12 protein-coding genes and 1 pseudogene are annotated in these 25,024 nt (G+C 43.3%); 9 read left to right on the top strand and 4 right to left on the bottom strand.

Annotated elements, in window-relative coordinates:
- Positions 1–104: 104 nt before the first annotated feature.
- Entirely contained in the window at positions 105–1,622 is a 1,518-nt protein-coding gene (locus QWZ08_RS17025; RefSeq protein WP_290338702.1) for a glycoside hydrolase family 43 protein, read from the bottom strand.
- A 509-nt stretch (positions 1,623–2,131) separates the two neighbouring features.
- Between QWZ08_RS17025 and QWZ08_RS28240 the strand changes: the two are divergent.
- Positions 2,132–2,458 (top strand): annotated as a pseudogene (locus tag QWZ08_RS28240) (NAD(+)--rifampin ADP-ribosyltransferase); the annotation flags it as partial.
- Between the two features lie 3 nt (positions 2,459–2,461).
- Positions 2,462–2,875 (top strand): NAD(+)--rifampin ADP-ribosyltransferase, encoded by a 414-nt coding sequence (gene arr / locus QWZ08_RS28235; RefSeq protein ID WP_353960497.1) that lies wholly within the window; start codon positions 2,462–2,464, stop codon positions 2,873–2,875.
- A 169-nt stretch (positions 2,876–3,044) separates the two neighbouring features.
- On the opposite strand, the gene QWZ08_RS17015 is transcribed toward arr, so the two are convergent.
- Entirely contained in the window at positions 3,045–3,407 is a 363-nt protein-coding gene (locus QWZ08_RS17015) for a winged helix-turn-helix transcriptional regulator (RefSeq protein WP_290338700.1), read from the bottom strand.
- A 108-nt stretch (positions 3,408–3,515) separates the two neighbouring features.
- On the opposite strand from QWZ08_RS17015, the gene QWZ08_RS17010 reads away from it, so the two are divergent.
- Both QWZ08_RS17010 and QWZ08_RS17005 read left to right on the top strand, forming a co-directional pair.
- Positions 3,516–4,064, top strand: coding sequence for a YceI family protein (locus QWZ08_RS17010; protein WP_290338699.1), 549 nt, complete (start codon positions 3,516–3,518; stop codon positions 4,062–4,064).
- A gap of 208 nt (positions 4,065–4,272) precedes the next feature.
- The gene (locus QWZ08_RS17005; protein ID WP_290338698.1) at positions 4,273–6,129 is read left to right on the top strand and encodes a patatin-like phospholipase family protein; all 1,857 of its coding nucleotides are present in this window, start codon (positions 4,273–4,275) and stop codon (positions 6,127–6,129) included.
- A 177-nt stretch (positions 6,130–6,306) separates the two neighbouring features.
- Here QWZ08_RS17005 and QWZ08_RS17000 read toward each other — a convergent pair whose 3' ends face one another.
- The gene (locus QWZ08_RS17000; RefSeq protein ID WP_290338697.1) at positions 6,307–7,185 is read right to left on the bottom strand and encodes an alpha/beta fold hydrolase; all 879 of its coding nucleotides are present in this window, start codon (positions 7,183–7,185) and stop codon (positions 6,307–6,309) included.
- A gap of 669 nt (positions 7,186–7,854) precedes the next feature.
- On the opposite strand from QWZ08_RS17000, the gene QWZ08_RS16995 reads away from it, so the two are divergent.
- Genes QWZ08_RS16995 through QWZ08_RS16975 form a run of 5 tightly spaced genes read left to right on the top strand, consistent with a single transcriptional unit; the run spans position 7,855 to position 24,204 of the window.
- The gene (locus tag QWZ08_RS16995) at positions 7,855–9,009 is read left to right on the top strand and encodes a hypothetical protein (protein WP_290338696.1); all 1,155 of its coding nucleotides are present in this window, start codon (positions 7,855–7,857) and stop codon (positions 9,007–9,009) included.
- A gap of 16 nt (positions 9,010–9,025) precedes the next feature.
- Positions 9,026–12,481: a DUF6603 domain-containing protein gene (locus tag QWZ08_RS16990; RefSeq protein ID WP_290338695.1), complete on the top strand. Its 3,456-nt coding sequence runs from the start codon at positions 9,026–9,028 to the stop codon at positions 12,479–12,481.
- A 25-nt stretch (positions 12,482–12,506) separates the two neighbouring features.
- Entirely contained in the window at positions 12,507–15,806 is a 3,300-nt protein-coding gene (locus QWZ08_RS16985) for a hypothetical protein (RefSeq protein WP_290338694.1), read from the top strand.
- A gap of 22 nt (positions 15,807–15,828) precedes the next feature.
- Positions 15,829–22,326: a hypothetical protein gene (locus tag QWZ08_RS16980; RefSeq protein WP_290338693.1), complete on the top strand. Its 6,498-nt coding sequence runs from the start codon at positions 15,829–15,831 to the stop codon at positions 22,324–22,326.
- Positions 22,327–22,335: 9 nt separating this feature from the next.
- Positions 22,336–24,204 carry a hypothetical protein gene (locus tag QWZ08_RS16975; protein ID WP_290338692.1) on the top strand — a complete coding sequence of 623 codons (1,869 nt, stop codon included), beginning with the start codon at positions 22,336–22,338 and terminating at the stop codon, positions 24,202–24,204.
- Here the strand turns inward: QWZ08_RS16975 and QWZ08_RS16970 are convergent.
- Entirely contained in the window at positions 24,194–24,835 is a 642-nt protein-coding gene (locus QWZ08_RS16970; protein WP_290338691.1) for a tRNA 2-selenouridine(34) synthase MnmH, read from the bottom strand. The genes QWZ08_RS16975 and QWZ08_RS16970 overlap by 11 nt on opposite strands.
- Between the last annotated feature and the right edge of the window lie 189 nt (positions 24,836–25,024).

The raw sequence follows: 25,024 nt of genomic DNA, 5'->3' as shown, positions 1-25,024 counted from the left end.
AGCCAAAAATAAATCGCAATGTAACAAAGCACAACGGATCCGGCTATGCGCAAATACTTGCCCGGCAATGCTGGTGAAAATAAACTGTGATCAGTGTTGCGGTATTAATAGCTTTTGAATGAGAACTCCGAAAACTGGGCCTGCTCGGTTGGCCCACCTTTAAAATGCAGCCCGGCCCGCGGACTTCTGTCCCATTGAGGTAAAAACTGTACCGATACCGGTTGGGCGGTTGGCAACAACTTCCATTGCTCTTTGCCCTGCCTGTAGTAAACAAGTGTAGTCGCGTCGGGCTTCATAGTCAGTTTAAGCTGTACCGGTAACGTGCTGCCGATGTCAGCCTCTGCCAGTATGTTTCGTTTATTACTCCTCACCTCCCAAAACACCACTTTACCGCCGATAGTTCCAACACCGACAGCTGCATTGGCATCACCATAAAAAGCCAGCCCTTTCAGCACATTGTTATGATTTACCACGGTGGTGGTGATGTCAAAACTATCGGATACCGGCTTTACAGTTAGCACTATGCCTGTTAGATTATCTGCCCTGGCTGTGCCGGATAAAAATAAGGAACCATTGCGCTGTTGCACCACAGGCATTGCATTGCGGAAATCCCATTGCCAGTATTTGGCAGCCAGTTTATTATTGAAAAGGTCATTGATAGCGGCAGGCGCTGCTGGTGCAGTTTCCGTTTCTTTAAATGCCGGCCAGCCACTATTGTTGGGCCATACCAGTTCGGCAAGCATGCCCTGCCTGCCTGTAAACACACCGTTTTTATTGCTGTATGCATGGTGCAGGTAATAGTATTTGCCGTCGGCTGTGTTTACAAAAGTACCGTGCCCGGTGCAGGTAAAGTCGCCACCGCCCTGCAGTACAGGGTTACCCGTAAAATTTTCATAAGGACCTGTAAATTTTTTTGACCTGGCAACACGTACATTATAACTGCAAGCAGCTCCGCAGCAATTGCCTGCAGAATAGAACAGGTAATAAAAATTTCCTTTTTTGAGAATGCTCTGGCCTTCCATACCCATACGCGGCTCATCCTTCATCAAAAAAAAAGGGCTGCCCTCCAGCTTCAATCCATCTTTTGAAAGCTTGCTTCCCAATAACTCAATAGGCCGGTTATCCAGGCCATAAGCCTTAAAGGTGATATACAATTGCCCCATGTCATTGTACACAAATGCATCGATTGCTTCTTTACCAAAGTTTACGATAACGCCATGGTCAACAAAGCCCTTGTCAGGATATGCAGAGGTAGCCACACCGATGTATGATACACTATCTTTTTTGCGCCGGGCGGTGTAATACAGATAATAAGTGTTGCCGATCTTGTAATATTCCGGTGCCCAGAAAGAACCTGCTGTCCATTCGGGTGCTTTGTTAAAAATATAGCCCTGGTGTTTCCAATTTTTAAGATCAGTTGATATATAAACAGGGAAGTGCGGCGCCCATTCTGATGAAGTGCCTGCAGCGTAGTAGGTGCTGCCAACCCTTATGATAGATGGATCAGCAAAATCCCCGGCAATAACGGGTTTAACTCGTTGTTGCGCTTGTAGCGGGGTAAAAAAAACAATGCATTGCAAGGCCAAAAAAAACAGGAAAAGGGTAGCAACTGGTTTCGTCATGGAAGGCATTTATAGTTATCATCCAAAGATAGAAGATTGAATTGATACACAGTAAGACAACACAGTATGCGGCAAGCGTTCTGCTAAAGAGAGTTGAGTTGCCGCAAGGGGGAAGATGAAATAGCAGCACATGAATTATCGGGCAAGTCTTACTTTGCGATGCCGGCATTGGCACAAATAGCAAGTGTTGAGCAGCCAATATAGCTGCATAGTAAACGCCTACAACTACCAATCAATTTCAATAGCAGCAGCAATACAACTTTCACCACTTGAACAGGAGATAGCAGTGGTAGACATTAGGAGTTGATGGTTGTAGTTCCTAAATTTGAATTATCAAAATTATGGGAGCCACTTTCTTTATTGTTGAACAATTACCGTCAGTAAGCGGCCGCATTTATACAAGCCGGATGAAAACAACATGGTTATTATCGAGCCATTGCGGCAGATAAGAGCAACCCCGTCCATTGGTGAACAAATAGAAAAAAATAAAAAGAAAAAATAATAAGAAAATGGAATTCTCACCCTTCAACAATGTTGTTAAACGCTGTATTCAAGGAATGGATATGGAAGAAAAAGGTAAGCATGACGAGGCAATCAACGTATTTCAGCAGGCCTGGGAAGAAGCGGCAAATGACTTTGAAAAGTTTCTTGCTGCACATTATATCTCCCGGCAACAAAAAACTGTATCCGGCAAATTAAGATGGCTTGAAACAACTTTGCAGTTTGCTTTAAAAGCAGATAGCGATTCTGTTAAAAGTGCATTTCCTGCACTCTATTTAAATATTGCCAAATGCTATGAAGATTTAAAAGACTATAACAAGGCAAAAGAGAATGCAGAATTGGCAATTTTATTTCAGACAAATCCTGCAGATAAAGGTCCGTTTTACCATGGTACGAAAGCCGATTTGCTGGTTGGCGATTTATTAACGGCGGGTGGCATTTCTAATTACAAATCCGAAATTAAAATGAATCATATTTATTTCACAGCACTGGTAAATGGGGCGGGACTTGCTGCTGCATTAGCAAAAGGCGATGGAAATGAGCGGGTGTATATTGTTGAACCAACAGGTGATTATGAAAATGATCCCAACCTTACAGATAAAAAATTTCCAGGTAATCCAACTCGTTCCTACCGCTCAGAAGCCCCATTGAAAATCGTGGGAGAAGTAACAAACTGGGTTCGGCAAACTCCCGAAGAACTTAAAAGATTTCGTGAAAAATTGGCAAACAATAAAGGAGAAATAATTAACTAATGCCGGAGGGCTTGCAACAACTAACCGCTGACGTGGGGTTTTATAATATTGGTGCATCACGAGCAATTATCAGCTAAAATCAAAGCCAGTCTTAAGTTTTGGTTTTGACCAGCATCGCTCAAATTTTAGTATAAACAATGAATGAAGAGATGCCTGCGCTAACAGGAAATCAGGAGCGCTTTGCAACGGCCTGCTTACCTAAAATCTCTTCCCTGAAGTGAACGCCCCATTTCAACAATTCCTCCAGCATTTTATTCATCGACTTGCCAAGCGGGGTTAATGAATACTCTACAATTACCGGCATACTGTCGTACATGGTGCGGGTAATAATTTTATTTTCTTCCAACGCCTTTAACTCCTGCGACAACATTTTGGGCGATATATCCGCAATATCTCTTTGCAGTTCACCAAAGCGTTTGCTGCCAAATGTAAGGGCAAGTACTATCGGCAATCTCCATTTGCCCTGTATTACTTCCACGGCATCCCTGGTAACCATCAGCTTCTGCTGGCATACGCTGTCTTTCTGGTTCATAACTGCTGTTTTTGTTTGTACTTACTTGTGGGTAACTACTTACCCGCAGGTAACAACTATCTATTGGATAGCAAGGTTAATTAATTTTGAGTTTCAAAACAAAAAAATATGGCAAATACAACAACATGGGTAATAGACCCGATGCATTCAGAAGTGTTATTTAAAATCAAACATTTGGTGATCTCTACCGTAACCGGTTCGTTCAGAAAGTTTGAGGGACAAGTGGTGACGCAGGGAGACGACTTTAATGACGCAAGGGTAACCATTGCAATTGATGTAAAAAGTATCGACACCAATCAGCAGCAGCGTGATGAACATTTACAAGCAGGTGACTTCTTTTCTGCAGATCAGTATCCGCAAATAACTTTTGAATCTACCTCTTTTAAAAAAACGGACGGTAATGACTATAAAATGACAGGCAACTTAACTTTAAAGGGTGTAACCAAACCCGTTGAATTGCATGTAGAATATGGCGGTTCTGAAAATAACGGGCATGGTGTAATAAAGCATGGCTTTGAAGTGACGGGAATAATTAACCGCAACAAATTTGGTATGACGTGGAATAAGCTAACAGATACGGGCGGCTTAGGTTTGGGTGAAGATATAAAACTGATTGCCAATATCCAGGTGGCTGAATTGGTGGAAGAAGCAGTATAGATAACCTACGCTGATGGCAGGTTCGGGCAATAAATGTTTTTGCAATTGCTACGCTGTTGATTCACTAAAGAAAACCCGTAGTTGGCCAACTACGGGCTTTCTTAATTTATACCAACACATTTGTGCCAGTATTTAAATAACTTGTAGTGATATAATGCAGAAACTTCGGAATAACTTTAGCATGGATCTTATACTTTAAACTGAAACCTTGGAAAACCTGACCAATCCTGACCGGCATCATCTTAACATTCTTAGTAAATTATTTCATGACCTGGGTTATGACGCCATTTGTAAAATCCACGAAGCAGGTGAGAAACAGCAAATCGGCTCCGGGGAATATTTATTCAGGCAGGGGGATATCCAGGACTCACTTTATATTGTTTTAAGTGGAAGGTTACGGGCTGTGCGTGAAGACAATGGAGCCTTGCAAATCCTGGGTGATATTGGAGAAGGTGAACCCACCGGTGAATTTGCGTTATTCACAAACGAACCGAGAATGGCAGCGGTATTGGCGATTCGGGCCACCACTGTTTTAGAAATCACCAAACAGGAATATTTAAACCTGGTCGCTCAAAATCCCGGGTTTGCGGGTAAGCTAACAAGTTTTCTTATTAAAAGACTAAGGCGGAATATGCTGGAGCAACACACGAGTAATGCGCCCAAAAATATTGCTGTCATCAACCTGCAGGCACACCATGACCTGAGCCCCTGGACAAATGATATAGAACGTACCCTCGGAGAAAACGGAACGCCGATCCAGGTTTATGAATACGATTCACAACCGGGGCTGCATTTTAAAACTACATTTGATACATTGGAAGAACACGAGGGGCTGAATATTCTGGTGTGCTCGGATGCGAATCTTGAATGGTCGCGGCAGGCCCTGCTCTATGCCGATTTGGTAATAGTAGCCACTAATTTTCTGGCTGACACGAGCTTGTACCATATTGAAAAAACACTGGACCTCTATGCTCAAAGTATTCTGAATAAAAAAATATACATCGCCTTCTTACATGAAAATACAGGTTCCTTACCGCAACAAACCAGTCGCTGGCTTCAAAAACGTGCCGTAAACTTGCACATTCACGTGCGTAAAGGACATGCTGCGGACACCCGACGGTTTTGCCGTATCATTTCCAACCAGGCGATCGGAGTTGTATTTGGCGGGGGCGGAACAAAAGGCTTCGCTCACGTAGGCGCAACACGGGCAATGTATGAGGCGGGAATTGAGATTGATTTTCTTGGAGGAACCAGTGCCGGCGCTCTCTACGGTATCGGGATGAGCCATTCCGATTTTAATTTTCCAAAGGTCGAACTGCTTTGCGAGGCGTCCGCCAAAGCCCGGCTTATGACCAATGATTATTCCTGGCCATTTATTTCCATTATGTCAGGTAAAAAAATGATCGGTTTCATCCGGCGCATGTTCGGCGAATCTGAATTAGAAGATATTTGGGTGAACTCATACTGTGTGTCTACCAACTTTACCAGTTCTGCTACCGCTGTGCATGATGGAGGACTTGCCAGCAAAATGATCCAGGCGAGTATGGCCATTCCAGGCGTTTTTCCGCCGGTGGTAATCAATGGACAATTACATGTTGACGGAGGAGTAGTAGATAATTTACCGATCGAGCCAATGTACCAGTATCCCGTCCGGCACATTATTGCCATCTCGTTGTCAAGTCTTTCAACGAGGGAGATCGATTATACTGAAACACCTTCTGCAATCACCTTGGCATGGGATAAAATTACAGGCAGGCGGAGATACAAAATTCCCGGCATCATGTCGTTGATTATTAATTCTCTTACCCTCAACAGCCGCCAGCGGCAGGAAAATGCCAAAGGTAAAGTGTCGCTGTATCTTGAAATGGATCTGAAAGGGGTTGGCTTACTGGATGACAAAAAATGGAATGAAACAATCAAAAAAGGCCATGAGCAAATGAGTACTTTCCTCGCTGGTTTGCCGGATGAAAAAAAATTTTGGATGAAGAGCCCGAGTTTTCCACCAGTTCTCCGCAGCATCCCGGAGGTAGCTCCACGATATGCAGACAAAGCGCCCGACAGTTGATGGTCAATTGCATTTGCAATTTTATTTTTCTCATCATGTTTTTTACATTACATGTTATCAATAAACAACCTCCTTCATTTACAACGATATTGTAGTTGTGTTTTGTTTGGATGACCTGGCTACGATTCTGTGTTGACTATTATAACGCTTTGCTATTCGATATGCGGATTCAACTCGTTACTTTAAAAAACTGTTGAGGTAATTTAAAATGGTTGCGGTCTGCATCATCAGGCTCACATGCCCCTGGGAAGGAACAATGGCAAGTTGCGATGCCGGCATTGGCTGCATGTCGGCACTAACTCCACCGCCCAATAATTGATATGTTTTCATCAACTCAACTTTATCCAGTCCATCATTGTCACCGGATATGACTAATACAGGAGCCGCAATTTTTGAAATATTGGAGTCACCAACATTGAATGGTTCCTCTGCGAAAGCAAACATCTGCGCTAAAAATGGTCTCCATTTTGTTTTGTCAGGTGCCACTGCATCGTAGGCAGTTTTGATTGGGGTGTTATCAAAAAATTCTGGTTTAAAATTTTTAAACCCGCCGTTTACTACGGGTAGCCAGCCAGCGGTTTTATAAGTAGATGAAATGATGACTAATTTTCTCAACCGTTTCGGGCTTTGTACAGCAAACTGGTAAGCTACCGAGCCGCCCATACTAAATCCTGCAACATCCGCACTATCAATTTTCAGGTAATCCATTACACCGGCTACATCACTTGCCAAAGCAGTGATCGACAATTTTCTATCTGAAAACGGCGAATGCCCATGTCCCTGCATTTCAATTGCAATTACCTTCCTGGTTTTTGACAGTTCAGGGATTAATTGGCTCCAGTTCAAGTCAATGGTATAAAAAGCGCCATGCAGTAAAACTAAAGGCTTACCTTCTCCAAATACTTCGTAATATACTTTGATGCCATTAACAGGTGCATAGCCACTGTTGGAAGGTTTGATTGATTGCCCGTTTGATTTAGATACTGACAACATAGTGATTACAACTAACAATAGTATTGATTTCAGCCGGTTGCCGGTTTTGAATAACTTTTTCATAACATGATTTATCTTGTGTTTGAATTTTATTGACAAGACAAAGATTGGATTCATTTCCCAATTTGACACTGTGTAAAGACGACAACTTAGGGACGTTTTTTGCCAAAACTTTTTACTTCAGTAGTTGGGTTAAACTCTTTAACTCCGGGGGAGACGTCGCCATCAGCCTGTGGAAATTGAATTACTGTACAAATAAAACTGAAAGCCAGTGACTTTAAAAACAATGGTCATTGCAATTCGGGCAGCGGATAAAATGAAGTTTATTTTGGACAATTGCCATCAAAAAGTGTGGCATTTATTAATAGCCGGACAAAGATAAAATGATTGTCATCAACATAGGATATTGTAGGAACAGCATCTTAAAACAGTTGAAAAAAAAGTTTGAGAAAACTTGCATTTATAAAAAATTAATCCAAATTTTACCGCACTGGTTTTTTAAACCAGTCCTCCTCTTTTAACTATACAGAAGACGCCAGGCAACAGCCGGTGAAGGAAATGATTCAATAATTTTTATCTGAAGATTTTCCTGGTATCAATCCAATCATTCTTCCTTAATAAAAGTAATCCTTATCTGACAGGATAGTATTCCAGTCAAGCAAATATGCGCATGTTAAAAGTGCGCAACAGCAGGCCAATGCATATTTTTTAATGTAAGTAAATTGATTTTTTATGGATTTTGCATTCGCCCCCGGTGCATCTGGTTACGACATCATCATGCGTAAAATGTTTACCAACCGGGCATCCACCACATTGATAAATAAGCGTGGCATCAATTCAGTAAAAGATTTTTTCAATCACCTGGCAAGTGCCGGAGTAGTGGCTACACCGCTTACAGATATTTTAATCGGAACGCATGGCAACGAATCAGGCTGGATGAATGTGCAGCTGGATCCTGCATTTGATGCGCACACTACTTACGAAGCAATGGAAAGTGCGATCAATGCACCAACACGTACCTGCCAGCTTGCAGATGCCATCATCAACCCCAGGCCCGTGGACAGCAATAACAACCCAATTGATCCGCATGTGTTTATCAGGGGCTGCCGCATCGGAGTAATGAATCCTTTTATCGAAAAATTTAAAGAGGTAATCAATGGTTTGAGCACAACCGATATTGGCGTTTGCGCCCCGCTTTTTTATCATGAAGTCTATAATGTCAGGCAAGGTGTTTTTGAATCGTTTAACTATGACTTTCACATATTCAGTAAAACGGCGGTTGCCGATAAAGCTGCGCTGGTAGCGCTTTTTGATGGCTTAAACGCAGTGGATACATATGGAACCGCTATTACAACAGCCCAATGGAACGGGTGGATAAAGACCAATATCACAAGGGATGCAGATCCGCTGGTATTGGTAAATTTAGCTGCAACTCCGGTTACCAATTTACTAACTCTAAGATCCGGCTTTTACAGGCACAGGTTTCAAACCATCATATCCTCTATTCGGGTAGATCCTGCAGTGGGTGCTCTTCCGACTGATCCCGCTGGCATTGCCACTTTTTTAAAGCAACAACTCAATAATCTAGCAGCTAATCCAGGAACTAATCCGTTTGGACTTCAATTGCAGAGCACACATCCTTTTCCACTGTTTACCAGGTATGAATATGCTTCCATTGATGAGATGGTTGACGGTTTAACCTGGACTGTTAATACCCAATCAAGAGTTTTTGTAGGAAAGCGCCACGAATATTATGTATGTCCGCCGGTGACAGCCAACAATGCAAACAATGAACTGATATATAATTTTTACGCGACCCAGGGAGGAGGAGCGACCTCGAAGAAAAATTTTGCAGATGATGCAGCTGATTACTTTAACGCAGTATAAATAATTAAGTACCACCATGGCAGATCAGGATACCTTATCAATAATAGCAGAAGAAATCGGCAGTGCGTTTACACCATTGAAAGATATGGTGCAAACGCCAGAGGCTTTCCGGTCGACCATGAAGGAATTGGGCTGGGATGCAACGGCGGCGATACAACCCGTTACAGACCTGGTGAATTTGGTAGACCCTATTATCACCTTACTTGAAACAGGCGACATCAATTTTGGCAATATCACGCAGTTACTTGGTCTCATCAAAAACCTTGTAACAGGTATTGAAGGCCTGGTATCAAAACCCGATGCTTTGTTCAGCGGTCTCGCATCCACTGCTACAGAATTTAAAAATGATTTTCCGTCGGAAATTGGCCAGTATGTACTGGTTGAATACTTTTTAAATCAGCGCCCCAAAGTTGGCAGCCTGCTGCAGTTGCTGGGTATTATTACCATCACGTCAAAAGACGCCGGTGGAACAAGACCTGCCTATTACAGGAAAGAAATTCATTTTGATAAGATTGGTACATTGTTCAGCAATCCACTGAAATTATTGCAGGATTTGTATGGCTGGGCAACACCGGGGCTCGACAGGGAATTGCTCTTTAAAAACCTTACCGATATTTTTGACGGGTTTAGCATTCCGTTTAACCTCACTGAAATAAAATCGCAGTTTTTGCAGGTGTTGAATAACGGGTTGCCTGCAGGTACATTTGATAAAGATGCGCTCACGCTGGTGTTGATTGATGAAAAAACTTCCAATGTAGGCGCCGCCGCCGGAATTAATTTTTACCTGTTGCCTCAAAACGGTTCCTTGTTGCCGGGCATTGCCATTATACCTTATGCCAATGCCGAGATTACCGAAGAAGTCAACATTACAGATAATCTCACTTTTAAATTTGATACGGGGCTTGACCTGAACAACGGCGTGGCTTTGATCATCAGGCCGGGCAAAGCGCCTGAACTGATCAGCAATCTCACCGGAGGGGGAACCAGTGGAGGGGCCAATGCCAAAGTATCTTTGTTGCTGGAATATAAAAAAGCCGATGGCAAACCCATCATTGTATTTGGCGATCCAGCCGCAAGTCACTACGAATTTTTATCGGCCTCCATTGCTGCTGCGGCCAATATCACCACGGCAGGTTCCAAAGATGTAAAGCTTGAATTTGATTTAAAAGGAAGTAAAATAGTTATAAAGCCGGCACCGAATGATACCGACGGTTTTCTTTCAAAGATATTACCGGCAAATGGCATTACGCTTGCCTTTGAACTCGCTTTTGGTTTTGGTTTGCAAAGCGGTTTTTATTTTAAAGGAAGCAGTGGCCTTGAGATTGATTTGCCTGCTCACTTACAATTGGGCCCAATTGATATTGAAACTGCGAAGCTGGGAGTTAAACCTGCGGGAGGAAATATCCCAATCAATATTGCGCTGGATATCAAAGGTACGTTAGGCCCTATTGAAGCCGTGGTGCAGGGTATGGGCCTATCCGGCACATTCAGTTTTCCGGCCGACAGAAAGGGAAATCTTGGCCCTGTAGATTTCACTATCGGATTTTTATTCCCAACTGGTGTAGGGTTATCTATCGATGCAGGTATTGTAAAGGGCGGCGGTTTTCTTTCCATTGACCGTGATAAGGGAGAGTATGCCGGCGCACTGGAATTATCTATACAGGATACCATACAGGTATCTGCCATCGCCATCATCAACACAAAAATGCCGGATGGCAGCAATGGGTTTTCCCTGCTCATTATCATCAGCGTTCAGTTTGAACCCGGCATTTCGTTGGGTATGGGTTTCTTCCTGAGCGGGCTGGGAGGTATGCTGGGCATCAACAGAACAATTAATGTAAATGCCCTGCGGGACGGCGTAAAAAATGATGCCATTGAACAGATCATGTTCCCTGAGGATATCATCGCCAATATCAATACACTGCTTCCCCAGATCAAGGCCATTTTCCCGGTAAAGGAAAACCAGTTTATGATTGGCCTGATGGCCAAAATAACCTGGGGTGTGCCCACACTAGTTACAATTGAATTTGGTATTGCAATTGAGTTTACCAGTCCTGTAAGGCTCGCTATCCTAGGTGTGTTAAAAATAGTATTGCCAACCGAAGACGCCGCCATTTTGCAGCTGCAGGTAAACTTCCTCGGCATCATTGATTTTGACAATGGCTATTTATCATTTGACGCCAGCATATACAATTCCCATATTCTTACTTTCACATTAGAAGGTGATATGGCTTTGCGGTTAAACTGGGGCAATGAAAAAGCCTTCCTGTTATCGGTGGGTGGTTTTCATCCTTCGTTTACACCGCCGGCTGCTTTGAATGTGCCGAAAATGAAGCGGCTTACGCTAACTATTTTAAGCCCCAATCCGAATTTGGTTTTAACAGCCTATTTTGCTGTAACCTCAAACACAGTGCAGTTTGGTGCACGCATTGATTTTAAATTTGAAGTAGCAGGATTTAGCGTGGTAGGTTACCTGGGCTTTGATGTACTCTTCCAGTTCTCGCCATTTAAATTCATCGCCAATATTACAGCAGGCCTTGAAGTGAAGATGGGCAGCAGTACCTTGTTCTCCATCAACCTGGATTTCGAACTCTCCGGACCAACGCCATGGAATGCGAACGGTACCGCTTCTTTCCATATTTTATTTATCAGCATCAAGGTACATTTCAATGTTACCTGGGGCGATGCACAACAGGATACATTGCCCAGCATTGCGGTATTGCCAAAAATTCTCGAAGCCTTTACCATTGATGCCAACTGGTCGGCTGAACTACCGGCTAATCGTTACAACGTGGTAACAATTGCCGGCATCGTTCCGCAACCCGGACAAATTGTGTTGCAATCTTTTGGAGCTGTAAAGGTGAGCCAGTTGATAATGCCTTTGGGCCTGGTGATTAACCGGTTTGGTAATAACGCACCATCTGATATTAACATGGCAGATGTGTCAGCATTCAGGCTGGGCGGCGCCGTTACGCCATTGAGTAACGAAACAGAATCCTTCGCCCCTTCGGCATTTAAAAATATGAGTGATGATGATAAATTGAAATCACCATCCTATACAAAGGAAAAAGGAGGCGTAAAAGTTGCTGATACTGCAACACTGTTTGTGGATTACGCACTGGACAGGGATGTGGTGTATGAAGTTAAAGTATCTGATTTTGATCCGTTCCCCAATCCGCCTGCATTTGACATCGATTTCAGCTGGTTTAAACTGATGATGCGGGGAGGAGCAATTGGCAAAAATGAGCTGTCTGTACAAAACAGGCAGAAGAGTTTTAAACTCGCCAATGCTGCTGTAAATATGGACGAAGAGCAGTTTGTGCTGATTGATAACGCCACGCTTACACAGCACAATGTAAATGTATTTGCAGGTGGAACACATGCCCAGGCCAACGATGCTTTTGATACGATACTCAAACAAAATCCGGCATTAAAGGGCAAGATAAGTATTGCATCTGCTTACCAATTGTAGTCATTGATTTTTTAATTTTTCAGATATGCCAACATTACCTTCTTATGGATTTTTACCCTGGGCACGACAGGGCGTTGCGTCAAAAATAGGCGAGACGGATACGTTGGGAAGCGGTGACGGTTCTGCTATAGTTAGGGCAGATTTGAGCGCGGAACTGGATATCCAGTATACAAATCTCGATGGGTCTGTTCAAACCAACACCATTAAAAAGCTGGTGCAGGTAGTTGGCCCCGGCGATGTGATGAGTATAAGTACCAGGGCCATTGTAAGAACAGAGCCTGCCAATGGTGTGATGAATTATGAAGATAACGGACTGCCCTATATTGAATTTTATGAAGAGGATTTTTTGTGGAGATATACGCCCGCCGCTGCAGCCAATTTAAATACCCGGCAAACTAAACTTCGTCCGTGGTTGGCGCTTGTTGTATTAAAAGATGATGAGTATAAATTAAAACAAACTCCAGGCGGACTTCCTTTTATATCGGTAGAGCAGGGCACTTTTGACGCCGCCTTTCATCACCAGAATGATAACTGGGCATTTGCACATGTGCATTTTAATAACAAGCTGACAAACCTCAGTGGCGCCGCCATGCAGCAGGAAGTAAATGCAGATATAGCGGCAGACCCGGATGTGGCGGTCTCAAGATTACTTTGTCCCCGTAAGCTGGCCAAAAATGCTTCCTTCACAGCCTTTGTGATACCCGCTTTTGAAACGGGACGTTTGGCAGGTTTGGGGCTTGATACAGCCGGCGTAGCAGCACAAAAAACTTCCTGGCACAAAGGCGCTATGCCGGGAACCGGTACCCGGCCTTTTGATTTCCCTGTGTATTACCAGTGGCATTTCAGAACGGCTGCATATGGTGATTTTGAAAGTCTTGTCACCATGCTGAAACCCATCATTATGGATGGCAATTCGGGTAAGATGCCGATGGATATCCAGGACCCGGGTTTTAACCTGGGGGTTCAAAATGACGGCACCAAGGTAATTGGTATGGAAGCCGCATTGAAACCACCGGATTTTGTTCCTGACAGCTGGCCTGGAAATGGTGGTGCGAATGCAGCGGACAAAAACACTATTCAAAAGTTAAAAGACCTGCTGAATTTGTCTGCCGACCTGGTAGATAAGAATATTGTAGTCGCAAGTCCGAATCCTTTTTTCAATACCGACATTGGTGAAGATCCTTTGTTGGTACCTCCGGTATATGGTGTGTGGCATGCGTTGGTATCAAAATTGGGCGACGGTACCAATCCTCCATGGATAGACCAGCTGAACCTGGATTTCAGGAACAGGGGAGCTGCAGGGCTTGGCGTAAAAGTGGTACAAAATCACCAGGATGATTTTGTAAACCGGGCATGGCAACAAGTGAATAAAGTGAACGATGCCAATAAAAAGATACAGGAAACATTGCTGGCACAAGCCATCACCAAATGCATTTTTAAGAAGCACATCATCAATGCGGGAAATGACAAGGCTGTTATGCTCACACATTCTGTACAGCATCTTATAAAAAATGCAGCCAATACAAAAACGGTTCAGCAGGATTTTGTTGAGAGCCGCATTCCGTTTGCTTCAAAAACGGCAGCCTTCCGAAAAATGTCAAGGCCCAATAGCAAAATTGCCAGGGTTGGTTTGGGTGTTTCGTCCGGGATAGCTACTGTGGTTAAATTAAACACTGTTATTAAAAATTTCAATTTAATAGAAAAAGATGATCCGACCCATTTTGTAACCGCTGCAAAGTTAAAGCAGGCGCCACTTGCAGCATTAACCACAGCCATGATTGATACTGCGATAACCGGTGCGGTAAGCAGTTATACAGCCAGCGTTCCTGATCTTGCCAAAGATGCTTTTGTTGAAATGATAGAAACGGACGTTATCACCGCTAATGCATCTTTAAGCCAGGCACAATTGCTGACCGCCATTGATGGGAAAGCGGTAGCGGCAGATGTAAAAACTGCCATGAAAGATATGGTGAACAATATTGCGGCAACAAATTTCCCTGTAAAAAAGAATGCAGACGGTCAGGTTATTGTACAATTAAACCCTGCCAGGTTTACCGCTCTTTTCGGTACAGGCATTCATGCGAAAAATTACAATGATGTAATAATAAGTGACGGCTCCGACCTGACAAAAGTGAGCATTAAATCAATGACCACTCAAAATGACGTACTGGCATTGAAGGCATCTTTTGCAGACTTTACCTCCGTATTAGGTGCATTGCCGCAGGTTGAAGTTGTGCCTGCATTTAGCAATGCAGCAAATATTTCGACCCATATTTTTGAGAAATTAGATCCGGCTGCAACCTTTGCCAGGAAGTTGTTTATGAATATAAAACTGCTGCAGAAAGATGGCTCCTATGTTCCTTTGCCACAGTTGAAACCCATCATGGCTTATCCTGAATTTACAGAAGCAGTATACACTTACCTGCTGGAAATTTCCAAGAATTTTATACTACCCAATATTGATAAACTGCCAAACAATTCCATCACGCTGCTGGAAAATAACCAGGCTTTTATAGAAGCATTTATGGCTGGCATGAACCATGAAATGGCAAGGGAATTATTGTGGAGGGAATATCCTACAGATCAGCGGGGATCCTACTTCCGGCAGTTTTGGAATATAGATGACAGCCTGATGCCATTGGATGCGGACCCTGAAAAAGACAAGGAACTAAAACTGGACATTCGCAAGATCAATACATGGAGTCATCCCCTGGGCGAAAATAATCCGAGAGGAACTGAGCAATCCAACCTGGTACTCGTTATTCGAGGCGACCTGTTTAAAAAGTATCCCAACACAATGGTGTTTGCGCAACAGGCCATGTATGATCCCAATGATGCATCCAAACCAAGACAGTTGAAGGGCGGCATTGATTCCAACTTTACAAAATTCCCATTGTTTAAGGCAGAAATAGAACCCGACGTTACCTTATTTGGATTTTCACTGGATGAAGATACTGCAAAGGGCGACCGGATTGAACAACCTCATGGTTCTACCGCCGGTAAAAACCCGGGTTGGTTTTTTGTATTAAAGGAAAGACCCGGCCATATCCGTTTTGGCCTGGATGATTTTACAGACGAACATGGTAATACCGATGTAATGCCAGCAGGCAATCCGAAAACCTGGGATGACATGGCATGGGAATATTTGGTAAACAGTAAAGCAGACCTTAATTCCTACCACATCACGTTTAATAAAAATATTACCATACAAAACCCGGCGGACCAGCCTTTATGGAATGCAAATGCTGCAGACCTGGCGGCTATTTTATTTCAGGACCCTGTATTGTTTGCAAGACACGCTGCGGAAATGTTACCTGAAAATTAATGTTATTCAACTGAAACAAATTATGGCAACCATCAATGCACAAGTAGAAGATCCAAGGCTTGAAGAAATAAGAGCCACAGTAGCCCGGCACACGGATTCGATTCCTTATGTACTGCTTCCCCTGCGGATAGAAACCAGGTTTATGCAGGTGGAAAAGAAGGCGCCGGAAGCAAACGCAACTGTTGAATCGGTGCTGGAAACAATGGCTTTTGTGCAGATAGAAGCGATCAATGCGCAAGTCAGTTTAACCGGCGATAGTGTGCGTACGTTGACAGGCGATACCAATTCACTGATAACACTGATACAATCGATGGGCCTTTTGCTGGTAAAAGAAAAGGGCTGGTTAAGGCAGTTGTCTGGAGACATGCAAAAAGATATGCAGGCAGTTGTTGCAGCTTCGCAAAGTATATTTCCTGCAGACAGTCAGAAATTAAATACAGCCATTACACAATTAAATGCTGCCGTAACAGGTACAAAGATTGTTGACCTGGCTGCGCTGGAACCTGCACGGGTATTGATTGACAGGTTTATAACGATCAGTAATGCGCTGCAAACATTGAACGGGGTTAACAAAAAGAAAGCACCTTACACAGATGTAAAAAATAAAAAAACACTGTATGGATACATCACCAGCACCTTAAATACCATCAAAGAATTTTATCAGAATATTGATACAGCGATAAAAGCGTTGCAGTACATAGATACTACGCAGCGAAAACGAATACAGCAGTTACAGGCAGACATACAAACACAACTGGGTACGCTGGGTGCGTCCATCGAGAAAATGCATACCGATGCCGCCTGGAAAAAGTTTGCGGCGGAAACAGCACAACCCGAGGTAACAGCTATCATCGCTTTAAGCAATGCCTTTGCCGCAGGTTCGTTGTTGTTATTAAATAATTTACCCGGCCCGCCAGCCGTACAAACAGGCGATGTTTATTTCAGCGGAATTAAGGCATTGGTAAAAATTAAAAGATTCAATGCCCAAAAACAACAAGGTTACGAAGTAATAAAAAAATACAAAACCTACCTGGAGCCCCGGATTAATTCGCTCGCTAAAACAATACAATCACCGATATTGGAATCCAGGCCGGGCCAGGTATCCAAACTGCAGAATTTGTTTGCTTCCATCAACACAGAAGTCACCAACTCCGTAACAAAAATTAATAATTACAATGCAGCAAACAAATCGCAGGGTGCAGGCAAAAATCTGATCAATACTTTTTTTAATCAAAGTGTATCAAGTGTTATTGGTGGTTTTGCCGGCCAGGCGGTTGGAAATTTTCCAAAGCCGGTATATATCACTGATCCGCCAAAAATGGTTAACCAGCTGTGGGTGCGTATTTATCCGGATGATGTTTTTGTACAAACACATGAGGAGGCTTTGTCGCCAACTGAAACAGATGCCGGTAAACAGTTCTGGAAAGTTTGGTGGGCTGCCGGTGGCGATAAGGATTTACAAATGGCTGCCTGGCAAACCTTGTGCAAGGCATTGGGCACACACCGTGCGTCATGGGTCGCGAGAGTGTTAAATCCTTCTGCTATTGCTGCAAACAAAGCTATCTTTCAGACCGGCCCTTCTTCAAAAATTATCGATGCAATCACTATCCTTACCGCAATCAATGCACGGCTGAAACAATTGCCGTTAGATAAGCCCATATCAAACATTGTATCGGCCACTTTTGCACAAAAAGCATTGGCAGAGGTGCATACCAATCTTTTAAAAATCAGCACAATACTTTCCTCCTTAAAACAGGAGCAGGATTTTTTACTCGAAAAATTCAGAAGCAATTTTATAAATACAGCAGGGTTGTTAAACCAGCTGATCACCAGTAACCAGGATTTAACCGGCCTGAAACAAAAAATAGCTGCGGCGTTTGTCCATAGCCTTCATATGATGTCCGGCAATCTTGAAATCATACAAAACGCATTGAATAAAATAAAACCTGTTAATCACAAAGACTTTGTTAACGCCATAGACAATCCATTTGTATTTCCGGCAGTAGCTGCAAAAGATAAAGACTGGACCGTGGCGCCTCATTCAAATTGCTTGCCCGATAAATTTGCCGTAATCACCATGAAAGACAGCCAGTTTACACGCATTGCCGTTGGTAATGCAGTAGATGAAACCGTGCAGCTGGGCCTGGATCCGCAAAAATTTGATGATCTATCTTTATTTACAATTGATGCCGACGGCAACCTGAATATTGACGAAGGGCTAAAGTGGATGACTGATTACAATACCGCTGTTTCAAAAGGTTTTGGTATTACACTCGATATTACTGATGATGAATATAACAACGGTTTTGATAGATTAATTGTGCTTGGCATTAAAGGTTCTGATGCTACCAGTTCAAAGCAATTATTTGAACAGCTTATCACCAATCACATTTATGGCGTGGATGGCCTTGACTTTTTAAAAGTGGGTACGCCTACCAATAATACACATGAGGCTGCATCGGGTTGGCAAAGCGGTAATGACTCACAACAGCGGTATGACATTGAAATAAATAACCTGAAATATAACCTGGGAGAAACAGATATTTTTAAAAAGGCGGATGGTAAATATTTTTCGGATGCATTGGGTATTGACAATGCGGTTACCCAGTTTGCCAACTATTCTGGCAATCTTGAAATGGCCAATGCCTTTGCCGCCAACAGGGCTTTGTGGGGAGTATCGCTTGGGCATTATATGGAAGAAATGTGGGATGGAATGTTTACCTATGACAATATCCGGCGTACAGAAAATTTCTTCACCAATTATTGTGTGGGAAGAGGTATAGTTCCATCAGTGCGTATTGGAATGCAGCCGTATGGTATTTTAGCCACTACCGCATTTTCCCAATTGCAATTATATCCAGGCAATATTCCTGATTTAACCATTGATGAAGCAAAAACTATTTTGCCATGGGCCGTGCCTTCGCCTGCCCTGGAAAATAAACTACAGCAGCGGTATGAAATGCGCCTGTACAGGTTGTTGAATATGTTGAAGAATACGTGGACATCGCTTCGTGAAAGCAACGTAATTCATTCGGGCAACCTGGAAAAAGAAGGAGATGCGCAGCAGCGTTTTGTACAAATGCTGGGATTAAATGCCAGCTCTCTTGATTATTTTTACAGGTATGCGATTAACATTGCCAAAGGCCCCAATGCTTCGGCCGATGGATTTGGTACCAACTTTAAGGCAACAGATGCCTTTGGTCCAAATGGTTTGACAGAGCTTTTCAAAAACCAGATACTGGACGGCATTTTTACCCCTTCATTTGATTTTATTGATGAGCGGTGGCCGGGAGGGCTTACAACATGGCAACTCACGGATGCCAAATACTCCCGCATCCTGCACCAGTTTGAATCATCCCGCCTGTTTATTGCAAGACTGGTAGAAAATTCGCTGCCTGTTACCGGAAACTTAATTGACACGATACCTGATGCCGACAACGGTTTAAAAAGCGATTACTTAAGCTGGCTGTTAACTTCTGGGGCCAACAGTTTACTCGGAGGAAATGCAGTAGGAGACCCGGCAAAGATTCCTTTTGATACCATGCTTTTTGTTATGCTGCGGCAATCATTGCTGCAGGGTTACCAGGAGGCAGCATTGAATATTTTACAATTGGAAGCAATTTTACCTGAGCTTGACAGGCGCATCGCAGGCAATACAAGCCATTACCATTACAAATTATTTCAGAATGGCAAATACGTAAACAAGTATCTGACCAAGTGGCATTTTCTTTTTAAAACCCTGAGTGATTTGGTGACTGATATTGCTTTGCCATCGGCCACTACAGCCAAACCATTTTACCAGTTTATTGACCAGGGCCCGAAGTCGCTGGCCAATTATCTTGATAGAGTGAAAACTGCCAACCCGGCATTGTTCAATAATTCGCATAAACAATTTTTTGACAAATTAAGCCTTACAAGGCAGGCAATAACAACACTAAAACGTGCCACCACAAAAGAGCTGGATTTGCTGATGGCAGAACACATTGATCTCTGCACTTACCGCCTTGATTCCTGGTTGCTCGGCTTTGTTGCAAAGCGGTTGCAGCAGCAGAGAGCTAAACAACCAGCAGGCGTTTTTCTTGGTGCCTACGGGTATGTTGAAAACCTGCGCAGGGATAAAGGCAAGGATAAATTTGCAGATCAGAAAACGCTGGCCAATTTTAAGCTGGATGCCACCAAACCTGTTTATCATGATACATCCAACCAAGGTTTTATACACGGTCCTTCCATTGGCCAGGCTATTACCGCCGCAGTATTGCGCAATGCCTATATGACCAACAATACTTCTGCAGAGGATATCGCTAACCGGCTTGCGGTCAATATTTCATCCGGCCGCGTTCGCATGGCAATGCAATTGATTGAAGGAATCCGGAACGGCCAGGAACTGGGCGCCATTCTTGGTTTTCAGTTTGAAAGAGGATTGCATGACCGTTACAAAACAATTGAGCTGGACAAATACATTCAACCGCTACGCAAAGTATTTCCGTTGCAGCAGGCAGTGGATGAAACTGCCAATGGCAGCGCAACCTATATAAGCCTTGTTGTAAACGGCACGACCATACTTGATAAGGTGCACGCTGCAGTGGACTGGCCAACTAACCCGGCAATAAAAGATGATACTATTGCTGAATTGCTTAAAGCCAATAATTACGCAAAGTTTCCAAAATTGATAACCGATGTACTTGATGCCAACCTGGCCGGCGACAATAAAAATAAAGTGTACGACAGCATCATTGAAGAGATAGACCGGATGGCTGATGCGTTTGATGCCCTGGGAGACCTGGCCATGTCGGAAAGTGTTTACCAGATGGTGTTGGGCAATCATGTTAGGGCAAGTGCGGTATTAACAGCGCTGGCCGAGGGAAAGCACATGCCCGATCCTCAAATTATTGACACCGTAAGAAATGGTACCGTGGTAACACAGCGCATCATTTTGAATTTTGCCGCAACAAATAATTCCTTCCAGTTGCCTGCTGGCTGGGCTGCAGCACCTACCGTAAGATCATTGACAGAACCTACGTTCAATAATTGGCTGGGACTAACTTTAGGGCCGGCCAAAGCCATCAAATATGTACTTACAGCCGCTGATGCAAATAATAACGTTACTAAAACAAGCTTTGATATTGGTGCATCGGGGCTGCAGGCAATTGACCTCTTCCTGGTGCCGGGAGGCGAAAGCGAATTGTCGGAAATAATCATCAGCCTCTATCGAAAGGCAAACAATGATTATCAGTCTGCGATTTCGATTGATATAAAAGAGCGGGATAACGGCTGGAGTTTGGATGATAAATCTTTGTCGGAAATATACATCCTGATGAAGTATATCCGCAATATGGTGAGCAGCGCCAAATATGCCGGAGACAGTGATATCCGGCTTCCGAACGACCCGGTAAATCCTGATAATCCAGGCAATTGTGATGTGGACGAATTGAACAAACGGGTTACTGCAGCACATAAATCGTTGCAATTATTTATACAGGACATTGCTACTGCTGCTTTTCTTACAGATGTGCTCAGTGGTAAAACGCCTGTAAATGATGTAGTACCAACTGTGGCGCAGGTTGATACCTTGTTTACATACCTGCACAATGCGGTGTTCCTGGGCATTCCTCACGCGCTTTCTATACCTTTCGATGCGGCGGCAACAAGTGACCAGCGGGCAACAGGATTGCTGCAACAGGTGGTCAATATTTACAAACAAGCGGTGGCCCGGGAAGCCGAAGCAACCGCAGCAGTAACGGCCATGGCAAGCGTTACAAGTGTAAAGTTGAAAGTGCAAAAGTTAATTGAGCTTACCAAAATAGTATTGGGTAAAAATGCCATTGTAAATCCATTGTATACGCCGCTGGAAACAACCAGTATACAAAAAGAACTGGCACTTGCACCAGATAAGAAGATTGCAAGAAATGGCGGATCGCTGGTTATGGAAGACTGGTTACAAAATGTGTCTAAAGTAAGGGAGCGCATGTATGATCTTTCTATGGTGATACAAACAACGGATATATACAATCTGCCTGTTGCCCAGGCAGAACCTGTTCAGCTTCCCTACACAGACGGAGATTACTGGCTGGGTATAGAGTATCCGTCAGCATTCACGCCGGTTGGTGATGTTATATCACTTGTATTGCTTAATACTAAACAGTTGCAAACGGCCGGCATTCAATCGGGTTTTATTGTTGACGAATGGCTGGAAATTATTCCTGTCAGGGAACAAACTACAGGCATCACCTTTAACTATAATAATCCCAATGCATCTCCACCACAATCCATATTACTGGCAGTAACGCCGGAAATCACCAATCAGTGGACATGGGATGATTTGGTGTACACGATCATTGATACGATGGATCTTGCCAAGAACAGGGCGGTAGAGCCGGATCATTTTGACAAAAGCTTTTTAGGACAGGTATTGCCTGGCATTTTCTCTGAAGTAGTGCCACCACAGTTTAGAAATGAAGATACCAATCCGCTGGGAGTACAGGTTGTTATGGATTTAGCAGATGTAGTTTTACCAAAATAAATTTATTGTATGCCAAGAATAGATATTTTTTCGTGTGAACCATTCAGAGCCTGGAACCGCCTGGAGGCAAGGCCGCGGCATGCTGAATTTGATAAAGTGCTTGAAGCAGATGTGCATGATGCTTTGTGGATGCTTACCAGGCAATGGCAGTTTGGAGAGTTGCAGGGAGAAGATACCGGCTCCGCCATTTTTTCAAAAATTTACATGAAAACCACCGCTATTACGCATGTAAAAACAGCCAATGGAAAAGCGCAGCCTTTTGACGATTCTATTCCGCTGGAAGAACGCATAGAAAGCATGCCTTATAAGCTTGATTTTAAAAGTAAGCTGGAAGCCGCCTATATCTTCCTCAGGTGCCTTGACCGTGCAGGAGAAAACGCCAACCCAGTGGTACCGAATGCAAGTAAATTGTATAAGCCTAACCTCATTAAAAAATTTGGTATAGATGAAATAGCACCGGTACAAAATGGTGACACCAATGCAACCATCATCGGGAAAGTAAAGTCACTAAGCAATGACAATTATGTAAACATGGTCAATGCTTCAGCAGGCCGTTATTTTGATGGCGCTAAATTGTACGTAGCTATCATTGCCAGCCACGTTAACGCTATAGCGGCTATCAGCCTTGGAGGTGATACCCCTTTACTTACAGCTGCCTTGAATGATTTTGTGGCATGGTACCAGAAAAATTTTGTTGTCTCTCCTGCAGAAAGCTCTGCCTGGGTTCCGTCAAAACTGGAGTACCAGTTTGATTGTGCATTGCCAGCCGAAGATGGCAACAATATTGTCCTTTCGGCCGACCAATATTATTCCGGAGACCTGGACTGGTTTTCAATGGATGTAAACAAGGTTGAAACCGTGGAAGGTATTTCGGGTGCTGCGGATGCCGGCGATATGCTGAATATAAAAGAGCAATTATTGTCGGTGATACCTGTGGAAGCGAAATTCGCAGGAGCGCCCAATTCCCGTTTCTGGCAATTTGAAGATGGAAAAGTTGACCTGGGTAATATCAATGCACAAACAACCGATTTATCAAAACTTGTTTTTACTGAATACGCATTGATGTACAACACAGATTGGTTGCTTGTTCCATACCGTGTACCGGTTGGTACATTGTGTGAAATAAAAGGAATTATAGTTACTGATGTGTTCGGCCAGCAGTTTTTTGTACAATCAGCTACACAGGGAAATACCGATAACTGGGCCGGATGGGGCATGTACAATTTAAGTACTGTAAACCCGGACGGCGCCAGGAATGTACCAACAGATACAAGGTTGCTCGTACTGCCCAACGTGGTGAAAAATTTAGAAAGTGAGCCGGCTGAGGAAGTGTTTTTTGTAAGAGATGAAATGACGAACAGCATATGGGCAATAGAATCAAGCGTGGGGGATGAATTGGGAAGTAATACAGACGGTCATAATAGTTCAAGATCTTTTACAGAAGCGTTAAAAGCGGTTGATACTACACCTGTTACCAATGAAACAGATGTTGATGTCATGTTCCGGTATACGCTTGCCAATACAGTTCCTGAAAACTGGATACCTTTTATACCGGTGCATTCAGATGAATTGAACAGGCAGGTAAAATTGCAACGTGCTGCCATGCCGCGGCTGTTTAACAATGAATTCACACACATACGGCCGGTAACGCAATTATTACGGGAAGGCATTGCAGGAGATGACGACGAAAAAGCTAAGGCTTACTTTATTAATGAAGAAGAAATACCAAGAGCGGGGGTACAATTGTCCGCTACTTTCCAAAGAACCCGCTGGTATAACGGTGCTGTAATAAACTGGTATGGATACAGAAAACAGGTTGGGCGTGGAGAAGGTTCAAGTGGTCTTTACTATGACCGTGTGGATGCAGTTAAAAAATAACAATACCAAAACGTTCAAGCACTGTTAATACTTCTTTTGCATCGGCAGATGGATTGCTGCCGCTTACCGGTATATTGATGCGTTGTTTATTATCAGTAGTGTAGTTTGTTGCTGCATCATAATAATCCAGCATCAATGTTATAAATGAGGCATAATTTTCTTCCTTCAACAATGCTTCCAGTTGTTGTATAACGGGGTGGGGCAAACGCTTATGTAATTTGTTTAAAGCGGTCAGAAAGCTTTCCTTTCCTGCGGAACCATATGCTTTCAAAATATTTTGAACCCTTGTTTTTTTATCAACTTCAAGTTGCACAGAAATTCCTTCATTCATTTTTGCATTAAGCCAACCCGGAAGTCGTAATTTACCTACCGGCGATACTTTTTGTTCTATAAAAACATAAGGTGAGAGGGAATATAAAAGGAATTTATTCTGAAGTACGTTTTCAAACTCATCTTGCGAAGGTTGCGGAGGCAATAGCATTCCGCCGAAGGCTGATCCCCGGTGAGATGCCGTTTGTTCAATGTTGATGGTGGGATAGCCTGAGTTTTCAAGCTGTTGCAGTAGCATCGTTTTACCCGATCCTGTCTTACCAAAAAAAACAATGCATGTTAAAGAAGTTGGAATGGTCATTGACAAAGAGACACCTTTTTAGAAGAAATATGTTCCATAACTCACGTTCAGTTTCAATGGACATTCTGAGACCACAAGACAGGGAATGACCCGCAAATGAAGACAGTTTGAGCAAAGATTCCTAATAGCTAACATACGAAGAGACTCATTATTCAACTTTATTAAAGTGGTAATATTCTCTGTTCGGAC

The sequence above is a fragment of the Ferruginibacter paludis genome (assembly GCF_030409685.1).
Classification (GTDB): domain Bacteria; phylum Bacteroidota; class Bacteroidia; order Chitinophagales; family Chitinophagaceae; genus Ferruginibacter; species Ferruginibacter paludis.
Note: the sequence above shows the minus strand (reverse complement) of the source record. Positions and strands in the feature narration are given on the sequence as shown.

Bases quoted from the DNA above. Each gene is read 5' to 3' on its own strand.
- QWZ08_RS16975 (WP_290338692.1), top strand. From the start codon at position 22,336: ATGCCAAGAATAGATATTTTTTCGTGTGAACCATTCAGAGCCTGGAAC.
- QWZ08_RS16985 (WP_290338694.1), top strand. From the start codon at position 12,507: ATGCCAACATTACCTTCTTATGGATTTTTACCCTGGGCACGACAGGGC.
- QWZ08_RS17015 (WP_290338700.1), bottom strand. From the start codon at position 3,407: ATGAACCAGAAAGACAGCGTATGCCAGCAGAAGCTGATGGTTACCAGG.
- QWZ08_RS17000 (WP_290338697.1), bottom strand. From the start codon at position 7,185: ATGAAAAAGTTATTCAAAACCGGCAACCGGCTGAAATCAATACTATTG.
- QWZ08_RS16980 (WP_290338693.1), top strand. From the start codon at position 15,829: ATGGCAACCATCAATGCACAAGTAGAAGATCCAAGGCTTGAAGAAATA.
- QWZ08_RS17010 (WP_290338699.1), top strand. From the start codon at position 3,516: ATGGCAAATACAACAACATGGGTAATAGACCCGATGCATTCAGAAGTG.
- QWZ08_RS17025 (WP_290338702.1), bottom strand. From the start codon at position 1,622: ATGACGAAACCAGTTGCTACCCTTTTCCTGTTTTTTTTGGCCTTGCAA.
- QWZ08_RS16970 (WP_290338691.1), bottom strand. From the start codon at position 24,835: ATGACCATTCCAACTTCTTTAACATGCATTGTTTTTTTTGGTAAGACA.
- QWZ08_RS16990 (WP_290338695.1), top strand. From the start codon at position 9,026: ATGGCAGATCAGGATACCTTATCAATAATAGCAGAAGAAATCGGCAGT.
- QWZ08_RS16995 (WP_290338696.1), top strand. From the start codon at position 7,855: ATGGATTTTGCATTCGCCCCCGGTGCATCTGGTTACGACATCATCATG.